Source organism: Crenobacter oryzisoli (assembly GCF_030385785.1).
In the GTDB taxonomy this organism is placed as follows: Bacteria; Pseudomonadota; Gammaproteobacteria; order Burkholderiales; family Chromobacteriaceae; genus Crenobacter_A; species Crenobacter_A oryzisoli.
The window spans coordinates 18,406-33,559 of record NZ_JAUEDK010000047.1 but is presented as its reverse complement, the minus strand read 5'-3'; the positions used below and the strand labels follow the sequence as shown (position 1 = coordinate 33,559).

The window sequence follows — 15,154 nt, the reverse complement described above, 5'->3', positions numbered from 1 at the left end:
ACCTCGAACAGTGCCATGCCGAACAGCATGGCCAGCACAAACAGCACGCCCTTGCCTTCACCCGCACCGACCAAGACGAGGGCCGGGCCCGGGCAAATGCCGGCCAGTCCCCAGCCGATACCGAACAGCACGCTGCCCAGCATTAGGCGGCGGTCGATCTTGCGGTTGCTTGGCAGTTGCATCGGCAGGCCAAGCAGTGAACGCGTGCGCCGCTTGGCCAGCGTGAAGGCACCGAGTCCAAGCGCAATTGCGCCTCCCATCACCAGCGCCAGCGACGGGTCCCAGGCGCCAGCCAGATCGAGAAATCCAAGCACCTTGGCTGGGTTGGCCATGCCGGCCAGGATCAACCCCACGCCGAACAGCAGTCCGGCCAGCCAGGAAAACAGTACGGCCATCATTTTCTCTCCTTAGGCAATCAGATGACGCACGATAAAGACCGTCGCAAAGCCGCTCGCCATGAACGCGAGCGTCGCGACCAGCGAGCGTGGCGACAGCCGCGACAGGCCACACACGCCATGGCCGCTGGTACAGCCGGCACCGTAGCGGGTGCCAAGCCCCACCAGCACCCCGGCCACGATCAGTAGCGTGATGCTGGCGTCGATTCGGCGTGCAGGCAGAACGGCAACCAGCGAGTACGCCAGTGGTGCCAGCACGAGGCCGAACACAAAAGCAAGGCGCCAACCCACCTCGCCCCGACTGGGGCGCAGCAAGCCGCCGACAATGCCGCTGATGCCGGCAATGCGGCCGTTACACAGCACAAACAACGCTGCGGCCAGGCCAATCAGCAATCCGCCGGCGAGCGACGTCCACGGGGTGAAATGACTCCAGTCGATATGCATAGTGGGTTCCTTAATCTTTCGGGCAAAACAGCGCGTACAAGGTGCCAAGCAGGGCGAGCACCTTGTCGTCGGCGACCGCATAGAAGATACGCTTGCCCTCGCGCCGGGTGCTGACCAGCCCTTCGTTGCGCAACACGCCAAGCTGCTGCGACAGCGTCGGCTGATGAATCCCCAGTAATGCTTCCAGCTCGCTGACCGAGCGCTCGCCCTGACTGAGCTGGCAGAGCAACAACAGGCGGTCCGCGTGGGCGAGGGTTCGCAGCAATGCGGTCGCATCACCGGCCGCGGCACGCAGCCGGTCGATGGCAATGACTGGGGCGGTAGGGGTCATTGGTGCGTCCTGTTGATCGAGATCAATTTCATTATATTTGCAGACATTATGTTTATCAATATAATGAAATCACCCCATCAGGAGAGCAGAGCATGCAAGGCCAGATCGAAAGCTTCTACGACCCGACTACCGGAACCGTGACTCACATTGTGTTCGACCAGCGCGGCGGGCATGCCGCCGTGATTGACCCGGTGCTCGACTATGACCCCAAGTCAGGACGTACGCGCACCGCTTCGGCCGACCAAGTGCTCTCCTATCTGCAAGCCAATGCGCTGTCTTTGGCATGGATCCTCGAGACGCATGCCCATGCCGATCATTTGTCGGCGGCGCGTTACCTGAAACAGCAGGCCGGGGGGCACATCGCCATCGGCGCACATATCCGTGAGGTCCAGCAGGTATTCAAGCAGCTGTTCAATCTCGAGGCCGGTTTTCTGCCGGACGGTTCACAGTTTGACCATCTGTTCGAAAACGGAGAGACATTTGCCATTGGCGCCCTGGAAGCTAAGGCCTGGTACGTTCCCGGCCATACCCCGGCCGATATGGCCTATCAGCTTGGTGACGCGGTGTTTGTCGGCGATACCCTGTTCATGCCCGATGTCGGCACCGCGCGCTGCGATTTTCCCGGCGGCGATGCACACCTCCTCTATCGTTCGATCCGCGCCCTGCTGAATTTGCCCGAGCAGACACGGCTGTTCATGTGCCACGACTATCCGCCGAACGGACGGGCGCCGGCCTGGGTCAGCACGGTGGCAGAGCAGCGCCGCAATAACATTCACATCCATGATGGGATCACTGAAGCCATGTTTGTGGGCATGCGTCAGGCGCGCGACGCTACGCTCGACATGCCGGCACTGATCCTGCCTTCGGTGCAGATCAATATCCGTGCCGGAGCCCTGCCGCCGGCCGAAGCCAACGGGGTGTCCTATTTGAAGATTCCGCTCAACGCCCTATGAGGGCCGTAAGGAGGTCATGATGCTGGCACTGGTGCGCGCAATGCTGCTGTTGCTGGCACGACTGCATGCCGAGGGTGACGAGCTGGGATGCGGATGCCGACTCGGGGCCGGCGACTGGATAGACACGACACCAGCCCGCCACCCTGACCTATCCAGTCGTCATCCCAGCTATCACACCTGCGCCGTTGAGGCGGTCGGGCTCAGCCTGAAGCCGCCCACCGTATCCTCGACATCAAAGCCCAGCACGGCGATCTCGGCCCGCAACGCATCCGCCTCCGCCCACTGACGGGCCGCACGCGCCATCTGGCGCCGCTCAGCCAAACTGTGGACGCTGGCGGGAATCGCCGCGACCATCGGCTTCCAGCTCGCCAAGCGCAAACCCAGTACCGGCTCGAAGCGATCGAGCGTCGCCCGCTTCACCGCATCCGGCAGATCGCTCTTCACCAGCGTCCACACCACGGCCAGCGCACGCGGCAGGTTCAGGTCCTGGTTAACCTCGGCAGTGAAGCGCTCGATCTGCCCGGCATCGGGCTCGCCACCGGCGGGCCACCGCGAATACGCCTCGCGCAGCCGGGCAAGCGCGGTCTGCGCGGCGTCCAGCGCTTTCCAGCTGAAGTTCAGCTGCTTACGGTAATGCGCGGTCAGGCACAGGTAGCGGTACGCGAGCGGATCGAAGCCGCGCTCGCGCAGCGTCGCTAGCCGCAGGAAGCCGCCGTTCGACTTCGACATCTTGGCGTCGTCCAGCTGCAGAAAGTAGCCGTGCATCCAGAAATTGGCCAGCCGCGTGCCGTGGCAGGCCTCGGTCTGGGCGATCTCGTTGCTGTGGTGGACGGCGATGTGGTCCTCACCGCCGCAGTGGATGTCGAACCACGGCCCCAGGTACTTGGCCGACATCGCCGAGCACTCGATGTGCCAGCCCGGAAAGCCGCGCCCCCACGGGCTGTCCCATTCCATCTGGCGCTGCGCGTCCGGCGCGCTGAATTTCCACAGTGCAAAGTCGGTCGGGATCTTCTTGTCACCCAGCTCGACGCGCTTGCCCGCCTGCAGGCCGTCGCGGTCCAGCCGCGCCAGGTAGCCGTAGTCGTCCTGTCGACTGGTGTCGAAGTACACGCCGTCGGCGGTGCGGTAGGTATAGCCCTTGCGCTCCAGCTCGGCGATGAAGGTGATCTGCTCGGCAATGTGCCCGGTGGCGCGGCACCAGATGGTCGGCTCAAGCAGATTGAGCGCGGCCACGTCGTCCCGGAACGCCCGCGTGTAGCGCTCGGCAATCTCCCAGGCCGACTCGCCGGTACGGCGGCTGCCCTTCTCCATCTTGTCCTCGCCCTCGTCGGCATCGGACACCAGGTGGCCGACATCGGTGATGTTGACCACATGCCGGACCGTGTAGCCGTTGAATTCGAGCACGCGGCGCAGCAGGTCCTCGAACAGGTAGGTACGCAGATTGCCGATGTGGGCGTAGTCGTACACGGTCGGCCCGCAGCAGTAGAGCCCGACGTGATCGGCGTGGATCGGGACGAACGGGCGCAGCGCGCGCTGGTAGGTGTCGTACAGGATCAGGCTCATTGGCGGCTCCCAAAATGACAAAAGCCGCCGGTTTTTCAACGCGGCGGCCAGTGGGACGAACTCGATCGATGCAGACGCTAGGCGTCATGCCCCCTCGGCCGCGTGTGACAACACAGCGGTGCAACGAGAAGGGAGGCAAACGAACGAGTAGTCATATCGATATCCTAATCGGGTGTTTCGCGGCGGGTCAAGCAAGCGCCCCACTTCCCCTCAAGACGTGAGCCGTCGCGCCCGCAGCGCGCCGATCAGCAGCGGCAACATGGACACGACCACGATGCCCATCACCAGCAGCGAGAAGTTTTTCGCGATGATCGGCAGGTTACCGAACAGGAAACCACCGTAGACGAGCAGTGGCACCCAGCAGCAGGAACCGAAGAACGACAGCCCCATGAACGATCGGTACGGGGTGGCGACGGTGCCGGCGGCGAACGGCACATAGGTGCGCAAGATCGGCAGGAAGCGGCCGATCACGACGGTCTTGCCGCCGTGGCGCGCGAAGAAGTCCTGGGTACGCTCCAGGTGGCTGCGCCGGAAGATTCGCGACTGCGGATTGGCGAACAGCTTCAGGCCGAGCCGGCGGCCCACCCAGTAGTTGGTGTTATCACCGAGAAACGCTGCGCTCACCAGCGTCAACACCAGCAGATGCGGATCGAGCGCTCCGCCTGCGGCAAGTGCGCCGCTGGCGAACAACAGGGAGTCCCCCGGCAGGAACGGCGCTGCCACCAGGCCGGTTTCGCAGAACACCACCAGGAACAGCAACCCGTAAATCCACAGCCCGTATTGCAGACACAAGGCCTGTAGATGCACGTCGAGGTGCAAGGCGAACTGGATCAGCCCCATGACAAAGTCCATGTCTCTCCCTGAGAGTAAAATGCGTGATGCGAGTGAGTCGATGCGGACCGCAACTGGGCGGAGATGGCGCAGCATAGCGGAATTCGGCTTAAATCTCACTTAAGTGTCGCTGAAAGCGCTGCCGGCGGCCTCGGCTCGGCGATCGAGTCGACAAGCATGTTGAGCGACATTTCAACGCAGGTCACCCGAGCGCAGTAGATCGTGAACTGACTCTAAGCCGCGCTTAAGAAACATCGAATAGCATTGCTGCATGCCACCAAGCAGGCAGGCTCGCGTACGGCATCATAAAAGGAATAAGTCATGCAGTTGGGTAGGAAGCAAGTCGGGCTGGGGCTGGGGCTGGGGCTGGGGCTGGCGACGATCGCCATTGTCGTGGCCTTGATCGGGAGCACCGCATCGGGTGGAGCCCAACTCAAGCAATTGAAACATCAGGCCTTGTCGTCCCTCAGCCTATTCAGCCTGGCTCAGGAGATCGACGAAACGATAGTCCACGCCGTGGGCGGCAAACACCACGGCAAAACGAGTGTTCGGTGACGCCGGGCGCAAGCCAAACGAAAAACCCGCCTGATGGCGGGCTCTTCAAAAAGACTTTGAACAGGCTCTTAGGACAGCGCCAGCTGTTCGGCCCGGCGGCCACGGCTTGCCTTGATCAGCAAGGCGACGGCGGCGATCAGCGCCGGTATCGCCAGGATGCTGAAGATGGTGCCGAAGCCCCAGCCCAGGCGCATCATCTCGGCACCGATCAGTGCACCAGATATGCCGCCAAAACGGCCGACGCCCAGCATCCACGCCACGCCGGTCGCCCGGCCCTGCGTCGGGTAGAAGCCGGCCGCCAAGGTCGGCATCGACGACTGCGCGCCGTTCATCGCCGTGCCGGCAAGGAAGATCAGCACGCCGAGCAGCCACAGATTGTCAGTACCCAGCCCGACCGCGAAGATCAGCGCCCCAGTCAGCGCGTAGGTGGCGGCGATCACCCGGTGCGGGTTGCAGCGGTCCATCAGCCACCCGACGAAGATCGTGCCTACCCCGCCGCCGAGCGGGAACAGTGCGGTGATCAACGCCGCCTTCTCGATCGAGAACCCAACGCCCTTGAACAGCGTCGGCAGCCAGCTCGTCAATAGATAGAAGATTAACAACCCCATGAAATAGGTCAGCCACAGCATCAGTGTGCCGAGCCGGTAGCGGGTGGACAGCACCAGACCCAACGCCGAGCCGCCGTCACCCGCCTGCTGCTCGGCGGCCATGAAACTACTGACGCCTGCGAGCTGGCCCGGCGCGATGCGCTCGAGAACTCGGGCGATGCGCTCGCTCGGCTGCCGGTGTATCACCATAAAGCGCACCGACTCTGGCAACACCAGCATTAGCAACGCCGCCAGCAACAGCGGCACCACGCCGCCAACCAGAAGCACGCTATGCCAGCCGTGATGCGGAATCAGCCAGGCCGCCGCAAAGCCACCGACCGCCTGCCCTAGCGGAAAGCCGCAGAACATGGTGTTGACCACAATGGCGCGGATACGCTGTGGTGCGTACTCCGACATCATCGTTACCGCATTGGGCATCGCCGCGCCCAGCCCAAGCCCCGTCAGGAAGCGCAGCACCGTCAGCTGCTCGATCGAACCAGCAAAGGCCGACGCGAAGCTCCACGCACCGAAGAACAGCACCGACAATGTCAGCACCAGCTTGCGGCCCAGCCGGTCGGCCAGCGGCCCGGCGGTCAGCGCGCCGATCGCCAGGCCGAACAGCGCCGCGCTCATCACCGGGCCGAGCGCCGACTTGGCCACGCCCCACTCCTGCACCAGCGACGGCGCGATGAAGCCTACCGCAGCGGCGTCGAAACCGTCGGCCGCCACGATCAGAAAACACAGCACGAGGATCAGCCACTGGAATGGTGAGAAACGCTGACGGTCGATGAAGTCCTGCACGTCGATGGTGTGGCTGGCGCTCATGCATCCCTCCCCGCGTCGCCATGAGTCAGGCACGGTTCGGCATGCAGCACAGGGCTACACAGAGGCTTTCTCATCATGATTCTCCTAGGTGCCGGGCGGGCCGCTCTTTCGCGGCGGCCTCGCGCTTGGCTTGTTGTGAGACGAGCGGCTTGTGTCTGCCGCTTTGGACAAGCCGGCCGGGCGGACCCGGCCGGAAACTGCAATACGGGGATGGTCGTGGCCCGCAGATTGACCGAATGGATCAACGCCCTGCTTCGTGCGCTGTGTCGAGCGGTGGAACCTCGTCGCGCAGATAGCCGTGACGCCGCGGGTCGGGCATGCGTACCGAGAAGAACAGCGCCACCGCACACATCACCGTCACGTACCAGTAGAAGCTCGATTCCATCCCTACCGACTTGAGGCCTAGCGCCACGTATTCGGCCGAGCCACCGAACAGCGCATTAGCGATCGCGTATGAGAAACCGACGCCGAGCGCACGCACCTCGGGCGGAAACATCTCGGACTTGATCAGCCCGCTGATCGAGGTGTACAGGCTGATGATGGCGAGTGCCGCGATCACTAGGCCGAACGCCGCGTACGGGCTGGTGACGCCACCGAGCGCGCGCAGGATGGGCACAGTGCAGAGCGTGGTCAGGATGCCAAACCAGATCATCGAAGTGCGCCGGCCGATGCGATCGGACAAGGCACCGAACAGCGGCTGCATCAGCATGTAAACGAACAGCGCCCCAGTCATCACCGCGCTGGCGGTGCGCGCCGGCATCCCCGCAGTGTTGACCAGGTACTTCTGCATATAGGTAGTGAAGGTGTAGAAGATCAGCGAGCCGCCGGCGGTGAAACCAAGCACGGTGATGAACGCGCGCTTGTGTTCGAACAGGCCACGCAACGTGCCCGCCTCCTTCATATGGCGAGTCTCGGCGCTGCTGGTCTCGTCGAGCGCGCGGCGCAGGTACACGGCCACCACGGCGGTGAGCGCACCGATCACGAAGGGAATGCGCCAGCCCCAGGCCTTCAGCTGCGCGTCGCTCAGCATCTGCTGCAGAATCACCAACACCAGCACCGCAAGCAGCTGCCCGCCGATCAGCGTCACGTACTGGAATGAGGCGTAAAAGCCGCGTTTACCCTCAAGCGCCACCTCGCTCATATAGGTGGCACTGGTGCCGTATTCGCCCCCCACCGACAGCCCCTGGAACAGTCGCGCCACCAAGAGCAACGCCGGGGCGGCCGCGCCGATGGTGGCATAGGTCGGCATCACGGCGATCGCCAGCGAGCCCGCGCACATCATGCACACAGAGATCAGCATCGAGATACGACGGCCGTGCTTGTCGGCGATACGGCCGAACAGCCAGCCACCTATCGGCCGCATCAGGAAGCCCGCCGCGAACACGCCGGCAGTGTTGAGCAGCTCGGTGGTGGCGTTACCGGTCGGAAAGAACGCATGAGCGAAGTAAATCGCGCAGAACGAATAGATGTAGAAGTCGAACCACTCGACGAGATTGCCCGACGATGCCCCGACGATTGCGAAGATACGCCGCCGCGTATCCTGCAGATCCAGCGTTGCACTCATGCTCTGCCCCCTCCTTGATGCGCTGCCCGGTCGACCGGACTAGCAATCGAAGAACACCGGTTCATAGTGGATCAGCCCTCACCCAACGTTGGCCGCCCCTCAAAGCGAGCCTCAGTGGATCCGGCGGCTGCCGTGATCAACACCGTCGGTGAGGTTCGGGGGTCCGCTGCATGCTCCGACCCTGGTTTGATCGTAGCGAAGCCATGCATGCCCTGCTCGTTGTCGGATACGCCGACAGATGACAGCAGGATCACATCGCCACTAGCCACCGACTATTTTGTTCGATAATCGCACCCATGAACGATGTGCGAACAGTATAGAGATTCCCATTTGCTCCGAACAAGGGCGCAAATGGAATTAGTGCGCGATCACCGCACCGGACGACGCTGCAACGCAGCATTGCGAAGCGCCCCCCCACGCGTGACCGCGCGCCCGTGCCGCTACCAACCGCCATTCAGCCAACATGAAGCACTGCACAATCAGGCAAACCCTGTTTACGCCGTCGCGAGCGGGCCTTTCCTCTCCGCTGTACTGCTTTCCCGACCCTAACAGTGCGGTCCAACCCGACCTCTTCCTGTATATGGCCCCCCATTGGCTGCGGCCCTACACTGGCCTTGCCGTCGACGATGAACCCTTTCGGGGGCACAGCCAAACCGAGGAAGAATTCGATGAGAAACACCGCACAGACGCTGTTCTTCGCAGGGCACGCCAGATTGCCGCAGGGCATGGCGGCGCAAAATGTCTTCGAATCGCTGTCGATCACCGTCGAAGTCGACTCCCGCTACGCGGTGGTGATCGAGGCATCCTGTACGCTGGCCACCGAACACGGCCGTGCTTTCGTCGGCGATCTGCTGCGTGGCTATAGCCTGCTCGGCGGCATGGCCGAACCGATCGCCCAGGTGCAGCGCCGCTATATCGGACGCGCGGCGTCGGCACTGGTAGCCGCGTTGAAAGACCTGGAGATCAACGTCGAGCGCCACCGGCAGACATTCGGCTCAGTGGCCGTCGAGGCCAGCTAGCAAGCCCCAACAATCCCTGGCTTGGTGCGAGCCGGCCACCTGTCGCACCCGATGCGCTCGCCGCCCTTAGCCGGGCCGGCTTCCCGCGCATCGCACCATCACAAGCCTTGTCTGTGGGGCTGCCCTACGCCGAGCAACCGGCGACACAAGGCAGTACGCACGCGCTTCAGACAAAGAAGCCGGCACCCCGTCCAGTACCTAATCTTCGAATTGGACAGGAGAGTCTCATGGATATGCAGCAATCCGCACTGGCACGCCAGACCCGCCATTACGCCGAACGCACCGGCTACCGCATCGACGCCCACCCGCACCACCCGCGGCTCTATCACGTCACCTTGCAGGCCGAGGTGATCGCGGCATTCCTCGCCCGCTTCGCCGAGTTCAGCAGCCAGCACCTCGAATACGTGCCGTATGCGCGCTTCACGCTGGCACAGGGCCTTGCCGAACTCGCCGGCGACGGCTTGCTCGACGCATTGCGTGCCATCGTCCACGACCGGGACTCGGGTGGCTTCACCATCGGCGTGGAAGGCGCGACGACCGATCACCAGGACTACGTGAAGTTCGGCACCGCGATCGGCCACCTGATCGGGCCGGGTAATTTCGACGCGATGTCGGGCACCTACTACGCCCGTTTCGTCGTGAAGGACACCGATGGAAGCGACTCCTACTTGCGCCAGGCCTACCGACTGTTCACGCTACATACCGACGGCACCTTCGTCGACGAGGCGACCGACTGGCTGCTGATGATGAAATTCGACGAGCGCAACGCGTCGGGCGGCGAGTCGCGTCTCTTGCACCTGGACGACTGGGAGGATCTCAAAGCGTTCGGCGAGCACCCGCTCGCGTCGCACGCGTTCACCTACAAGTCGCCGCCGAGCAAGAACATCGCGCAGGAAGTACAGCGCCCGACCTTCTTCAAGGACAACGACAAGCCGTGCATCTGCTTCATCGACCAGTTCGCCTGCCCGGAAACCATCGAGCACGCCGACTACCTGAGCCGCCTGTCGGCCTCGCTCGAAGCGTCGCCGGCGACCACCGCGATCCCGTTACCGGTCGGCGACCTCATCGTACTGAACAACAGCTTCTGGATGCACGGACGTGCCCCATTCGAGCGGCACCCGGAGCTGCATCGCGAACTGATGCGCCAGCGTGGCAGGTTCGCCCAGACCTAGGAACACATTGGATGGCCAAGCCATACGACCATGCGCTCATCGGCGGCGGGATCTTCGCCGATTTCCACATTATCAAGGGCGCCCGCAGCATCCCTGTGTGCAACGCCCCCTCGCCGACGGTCGCCGTGTCGATCGAGATCGGTCGTCATATCGCCGCCCATGCCCCACTCCCCGGCACTGAGGCGCATCATGAGGAATGAAAAAATGAGCAAGCCTACCGTCCCAAGCCATGTCGCGGCCTTCCTGGAAAAGCACCGCATCCGCGAGGTGGAATGCCTGGTGCCCGATCTCAACGGCTATCCGCGCGGCAAGGTGCTGCCGGCCGCCGCCTTCGCCGCCGGGCAGGAGCTGCGCGTGGCGCGGGCAGTGGCAATTCACACGGTGGTCGGCGACTTTCCCGACTATCGCGTCTACGGCGAGCGCGACCCGGACATGCGGCTTGTGCCCGACTACGAGCGCCTGCACCTGGTGCCGTGGGCCGCAGGTGGACGGCGCGCGCTAGCAATCCACGACTGCCACGACCTCGACGGCACGCTCACGCCGATCGCCTCGCGCAGCGTGCTCAAGACGGTGCTCAAGCGCTACGCCGACCTCGGTTGGCAGCCTGTCGTCGCGCCGGAGCTGGAATTCTACGTGCTCGCGCCCAACCCCGACCCGAGCCAGCCGCTCACACCGCCTGCGGCGCGCTGCGGCCGCACCGAAATCGGCCATTCGGCGTTCAGCTTCGGCGCGCTCAACGAGTTCGCCGACTTCTTCGACGACCTGCACGGCGCGCTCGACAAGCTCGGCATCCACGGAGATACCTTCGTGCACGAGCTGGGCCCGAGCCAGTTCGAGATCAACCTCAAGCACGACGACGCGCTGGAGCTGGCCGACCAGACCTTCCTGTTCAAGTACGCACTGCGCGAAACCGGCCTCAAGCACGGCCTCTACGTGGTCTGCATGGCCAAGCCGATCGCCGGAGCGCCCGGCAGCTCGATGCACATCCACCAGAGCCTTGTAGACCTGAAGAACGGTCGCAACCTGTTCAGCCAGGCCGACGGCGAGGACAGCCCCCTGTTCCGGCACTACATCGCCGGCCTTCAGACCTGCCTGCCGTCGTTGATGCCGCTGATGGCGCCTTACGTGAACTCGTACCGGCGCTTCACCAAGAACATGGCGGCGCCGGTCAACCTGTCGTGGGGGCTGGACAACCGCTCGGTCGGCCTGCGCGTGCCGTTATCCGGGCCCGAGGCGCGCCGCATCGAAAACCGCCTGCCCGGCTGCGACGCCAACCCCTACCTCGCGCTGGCCGCAAGCCTGGCTGCGGGCCTGTACGGCATCGAAAACGAACTCGAGCCGACCGCGCCCGCCGAAGGCAATGTGTTCTACCGTGACGATCGCCCCGAGCTGCCGCGCTCGCTCGACAGCGCGCTCGAGCGGATGGCGAGCAGCGACATTCCGGGCAAGCTACTGGGCGACGAGTTTGCCGCCGCCTTCATCGCGGCCAAGGAGGTGGAGCTGGAGAGCTATCTGCTGGAAGTCACGCCATGGGAGCGGCGCTATCTCGCCACCCAAGCCTGACCCCGATGGACGCGCGCCGACGACGCCGTTGCTGTTCCCAAGCTGGATGACACGCGGGGTTTGAGCCGCCATAAACGAACACCCCGCTTGCCGGGGTGTTTATGTAAAGGTCCTACCTTGTCGCACTCTCTTGATGAGGGCTTAGCGCCCAAGCACTAGTCGAAAGGGCTCTAGGGCCCGGTGTGCCATCGGCGCCGAAGAATGTTCGCCATCACACCGGGATCTCCGAGGTCAGCTTGATCTTCTGCATCGGGATTTCGGTCTTGACGCTTTGTACCCCTCTTATCCGGGGGAGATGCTCGACCTGAAACTGCCGATAGTCATCCAGATCCGCCGCGACGACACGTAGCAGATCGTAAACAGGCTCTGAGGGAAATGATGAATCATCCACCGCATCCAATCGAAGACCGCTGGGTCGATACCGGGGAAGAACACCTGTTGGCACGCTGCTGGCAACCCCTCACCCACGGCCCCGACCCCGCTAGACCATCGCCTATCGTCCTATTTCACGACTCACTAGGATGCATCGAGTTATGACGCACTTTTCCTGGCGTATTGGCCGAGCACAGGGGGCGGCGAGGTTTGCCTCAGCGTGTGACGCCCTGATCACCGAATCCGCCCAGGCCTTTGTGGAAGACAGAACGCTTGCCGGCATTCTCGAAGCGAAAGAACAGTTCAAGCAGCCGCAGCCATTTGAGCGACTGCAGCGGTATCACGGCGAGAAAACAGCTTGGGTATTAAGCGCCTGGATCGACACCTGGCTGTCGCCAGAATTCTCGGACTGGTCGCTGACCGAGCCTCTGTCACAGGTAAGTTGCCCGACCCTGGTCATCCATGGCCGCGAGGATGAATATGGCTCCACATTGCCCCCCGAGAAGATCGCGCGTTGGGTCCGTGGTCCTTCGCAGATGGACATCATGCCGCCGGACACGCGGCATGTCCCTCATCGCGAGCAGGAGGACTGGGAGGCGAAACGCGTAGCCGGCTTCATTGACAGGTATCATCCCTGATACCCCCAAGCTCACGTTGATGACACTCGGCCTTGAAAGGCCACTGCCTCCTCCGCCCTCAATGACGAATTCCTGCCCTGTCTGCTCAGGTCAGTATGCCGACGTCAATTTCACCGATCGTGGGCACACCAAGCATTGCCATGTTTCTGTCCACTTCGTCTCTGAGGAGGCTGATTGCGTGTCGCACACCAGGCTCGCCCCCAACAGCGGCGGCATACATGAACGGGCGCCCCACAAATACGAACTGCGCGCCGAGCGCGAGCGCCTTTAGAACATCTCCGCCACGCCTGATACCGCTATCCATCATCACGACTGTCTTGTCTCCAACCGCGTCGCAGATTTGAGGTAAAACGTGCAAGGGGTCCACAGCACCGTCCAATTGGCGCCCGCCATGGTTCGAGATGATGATCCCGTCCGCACCAATTGAGACGGCGCGCCTTGCATCGTCGGCGTGGAGGATGCCCTTGATCACCAGATTTCCACGCCAACGCTCGCGTATCCGGGCGATGTCTGGCCATGAAAGGTGGTCACGCCCGGTGGTATCGCGTATGGCCGAAGCAGACAACATGGGCGCGCCGCGCGTCGCGAAGGAGTTTTCGAAATGGGGCATCCCATGCTTGACCAGGGTCCGCAGGAAGGTTTCAAGCAGCCAACGAGGCCGGGAGATGCCATCCATTGCCAGGCGGAACGATGGACGCAAAGGCAGGGAGAACCCTGTGCGTACGTTGTTCTCCCGGTTGGCCCATACCGGGATATCGACAGTGATGACGAGCGTCGAGAAGCCAGCGGCCTTGACCCTGTCAATCAGCGCATCGATGCGCGCGGTGTCACCAGGCAGATAGGCTTGAAACCATGTGCCCGGTGCGGCTGCATGCACCGTTTCCATAGGGATCAGCGAGGAGCCGCTCATGATGGCGGGGATATGCTCGTCCTGCGCCGCCCGAGCCAACGTGACATCACCTCGATAGGCCGAGATGGCGCTGATCCCGACCGGAGCGATGCCGAAGGGCGACGAATAGCTCTCACCAAAGATGGTTGTTTTCTGTGAGCGACGCGACACGTCGACAAGCACCTTGGGGCAGAACTTCAGGCGTTCGAACGAGGCTCGGTTTGCCGCGAGGGAGAGGTTGTCCTCAGCTGCGCCAGAAATATAGCCGAACAAGGGACGCGGGAGGTAGCCACGTGCAGCCCGCTCAAAGTCGGCCAGTGAGAGGATCTTGCGAAGCCGGCGGGGGAGATCGTTCTTGACCCCGTACGCAGCTTGGCTTGGTTGCGCTGCCGGCAGAATTGGCCGGCCGTCTAAGTAATCTTTCATCGTTCTTCCCACACCCTACTTCGTCAGATAGCCGCCTACCCCGCATACCCGAACTTGGTTATGCGGGGTAGGCAACGCCGGCTATTTCATTGTGCGAACATGCCACGTTGTCGCATCAACTCCCGGAAGAGGGATTCATTTTGCTGGAAAGGCGCTCGCCCATGCAGATAAAAATAGTTGTTCAGAACGACCAGCTCACCAACCGGCAGGACGACTTCCTTCGTGCTGGCCGACGCTTCCATCGATGCTGAAAGCGCGTGGAGATACGCGGCTTCTTCTCGGTTGCGAGGCTGCACGAACTGGTCGATGAAAGACATCGACAAACCGAATTCACTTTGAAAGAAGACCGGGCGCTCTACCCTCTCAGCAACATTCTTGGAACCTGGGGCCTTATAGAGGAAGGGCTTGGTTCCAAGCTTGTGATTCACGAACTGCTCGCAGTCCTCCCAGTCGTCGAGGTGCAAAAACCTCGATTCGCCACCCGTCGCGTTGCGCTCGCCGAATTTCATCATCAACAGCCAGTCCGTTGCCTCGCTAACAAACGTGCCGTCGGTGTGCAGCGTGAACAGGCGGTACGCCTGGCGAAGATAAGAGTCGCTGTTGTCAGTGTGCTTTACCACGAAGCGCGCGTAAAAGGTCCCCGACATTGCATCATGGTTGCCTGGACCAAGGATATGACCGACAGCAGTACCAAACTTGACGAAGTCGGAAGGATCTTGCGAAAGGTCTTGGAGGCCGATGGTAAAGCCACCATGCCGACGATCCTTGACCAGATCGACCAAGGTACGGGCGAAATCCTGGCCCAAGTGCTTAACGAGCAGATCGGCGAGGTGATAGCGCATGAAAGGAACATATTCGAGATTCTGAACATCGATGCCGCGAGAGTCCTGCAGGAACGCGGCAAGCACCTGCGGGTCAACCGTCACATGCATGATCCGATGATGGTCAGGATGCGGGGACAGGTGAAACGGTTGTTGCTGTTTTGTGGAGGTTGCTTCAGCGTGCAGGGCTTCCATGGTGTTCTCCA

Annotated in this window: 17 protein-coding genes; 7 read left to right on the top strand and 10 right to left on the bottom strand. The window is 62.5% G+C overall.

The genetic code is table 11. From position 1 onward, the window contains the following. The 3 genes from QU481_RS19080 to QU481_RS19070 form a co-directional block, all read right to left on the bottom strand. The coding region (locus tag QU481_RS19080; protein ID WP_289831584.1) for a DUF6691 family protein at window positions 1-398 on the bottom strand (398 nt) is incomplete at its 3' end. A 9-nt stretch (window positions 399-407) separates the two neighbouring features. Then, complete coding sequence (locus tag QU481_RS19075; RefSeq protein WP_289829720.1) at window positions 408-839, bottom strand: YeeE/YedE family protein; 432 nt, start codon at window positions 837-839, stop codon at window positions 408-410. A 10-nt stretch (window positions 840-849) separates the two neighbouring features. Beyond that, window positions 850-1,170 (bottom strand): ArsR/SmtB family transcription factor, encoded by a 321-nt coding sequence (locus QU481_RS19070; RefSeq protein ID WP_289829721.1) that lies wholly within the window; start codon window positions 1,168-1,170, stop codon window positions 850-852. A 2-nt stretch (window positions 1,171-1,172) separates the two neighbouring features. Here QU481_RS19070 and QU481_RS19065 point away from each other — a divergent pair, with 2 nt between their 5' ends. Next, window positions 1,173-2,123, top strand: coding sequence for an MBL fold metallo-hydrolase (locus QU481_RS19065; RefSeq protein ID WP_435382731.1), 951 nt, complete (start codon window positions 1,173-1,175; stop codon window positions 2,121-2,123). 171 nt (window positions 2,124-2,294) lie between these two features. Here the strand turns inward: QU481_RS19065 and cysS are convergent, their stop codons facing one another. Both cysS and QU481_RS19055 read right to left on the bottom strand, forming a co-directional pair. Then, complete coding sequence (cysS, locus tag QU481_RS19060; protein ID WP_289831583.1) at window positions 2,295-3,686, bottom strand: cysteine--tRNA ligase; 1,392 nt, start codon at window positions 3,684-3,686, stop codon at window positions 2,295-2,297. A gap of 210 nt (window positions 3,687-3,896) precedes the next feature. Beyond that, a complete protein-coding gene (locus QU481_RS19055) occupies window positions 3,897-4,538 on the bottom strand; it encodes a DedA family protein (protein WP_289831582.1) in 642 nt (213 codons plus the stop codon). Window positions 4,539-4,838: 300 nt separating this feature from the next. On the opposite strand from QU481_RS19055, the gene QU481_RS19050 reads away from it, so the two are divergent. Then, window positions 4,839-5,072: a hypothetical protein gene (locus tag QU481_RS19050; RefSeq protein ID WP_289831581.1), complete on the top strand. Its 234-nt coding sequence runs from the start codon at window positions 4,839-4,841 to the stop codon at window positions 5,070-5,072. Between the two features lie 68 nt (window positions 5,073-5,140). On the opposite strand, the gene QU481_RS19045 is transcribed toward QU481_RS19050, so the two are convergent. After that, on the bottom strand, window positions 5,141-6,484 hold the full coding sequence (locus QU481_RS19045) for an MFS transporter (protein WP_289831580.1): 1,344 nt from the start codon (window positions 6,482-6,484) through the stop codon (window positions 5,141-5,143). A 241-nt stretch (window positions 6,485-6,725) separates the two neighbouring features. After that, the gene (locus tag QU481_RS19040; protein WP_289831579.1) at window positions 6,726-8,048 is read right to left on the bottom strand and encodes an MFS family transporter; all 1,323 of its coding nucleotides are present in this window, start codon (window positions 8,046-8,048) and stop codon (window positions 6,726-6,728) included. 668 nt (window positions 8,049-8,716) lie between these two features. Between QU481_RS19040 and QU481_RS19035 the strand changes: the two genes are divergently transcribed. The 4 genes from QU481_RS19035 to QU481_RS19020 all read left to right on the top strand — a co-directional run bounded on the left by QU481_RS19035 (window position 8,717) and on the right by QU481_RS19020 (window position 11,802). Further along, window positions 8,717-9,067, top strand: a complete 351-nt coding sequence (locus QU481_RS19035) for a DUF3870 domain-containing protein (protein WP_289831578.1) — start codon at window positions 8,717-8,719, stop codon at window positions 9,065-9,067. Window positions 9,068-9,294: 227 nt separating this feature from the next. Further along, window positions 9,295-10,239 carry a glutarate dioxygenase GlaH gene (gene glaH / locus QU481_RS19030; protein ID WP_289831577.1) on the top strand — a complete coding sequence of 315 codons (945 nt, stop codon included), beginning with the start codon at window positions 9,295-9,297 and terminating at the stop codon, window positions 10,237-10,239. Between the two features lie 11 nt (window positions 10,240-10,250). Then, window positions 10,251-10,439 (top strand): hypothetical protein, encoded by a 189-nt coding sequence (locus QU481_RS19025; RefSeq protein WP_289831576.1) that lies wholly within the window; start codon window positions 10,251-10,253, stop codon window positions 10,437-10,439. A gap of 4 nt (window positions 10,440-10,443) precedes the next feature. Beyond that, window positions 10,444-11,802, top strand: a complete 1,359-nt coding sequence (locus QU481_RS19020) for a glutamine synthetase family protein (RefSeq protein ID WP_289831575.1) — start codon at window positions 10,444-10,446, stop codon at window positions 11,800-11,802. A gap of 211 nt (window positions 11,803-12,013) precedes the next feature. On the opposite strand, the gene QU481_RS19015 is transcribed toward QU481_RS19020, so the two are convergent. Then, on the bottom strand, window positions 12,014-12,193 hold the full coding sequence (locus QU481_RS19015; RefSeq protein WP_289831585.1) for an Lrp/AsnC ligand binding domain-containing protein: 180 nt from the start codon (window positions 12,191-12,193) through the stop codon (window positions 12,014-12,016). Window positions 12,194-12,335: 142 nt separating this feature from the next. Between QU481_RS19015 and QU481_RS19010 the strand changes: the two genes are divergently transcribed. Beyond that, a complete protein-coding gene (locus QU481_RS19010) occupies window positions 12,336-12,812 on the top strand; it encodes an alpha/beta fold hydrolase (RefSeq protein WP_289831574.1) in 477 nt (158 codons plus the stop codon). Between the two features lie 85 nt (window positions 12,813-12,897). Here QU481_RS19010 and QU481_RS19005 read toward each other — a convergent pair whose 3' ends face one another. Next, complete coding sequence (locus QU481_RS19005) at window positions 12,898-14,127, bottom strand: alpha-hydroxy acid oxidase (protein WP_289831573.1); 1,230 nt, start codon at window positions 14,125-14,127, stop codon at window positions 12,898-12,900. A gap of 86 nt (window positions 14,128-14,213) precedes the next feature. Beyond that, complete coding sequence (gene glaH, locus QU481_RS19000; RefSeq protein WP_289831572.1) at window positions 14,214-15,143, bottom strand: glutarate dioxygenase GlaH; 930 nt, start codon at window positions 15,141-15,143, stop codon at window positions 14,214-14,216. Window positions 15,144-15,154 lie beyond the last annotated feature (11 nt).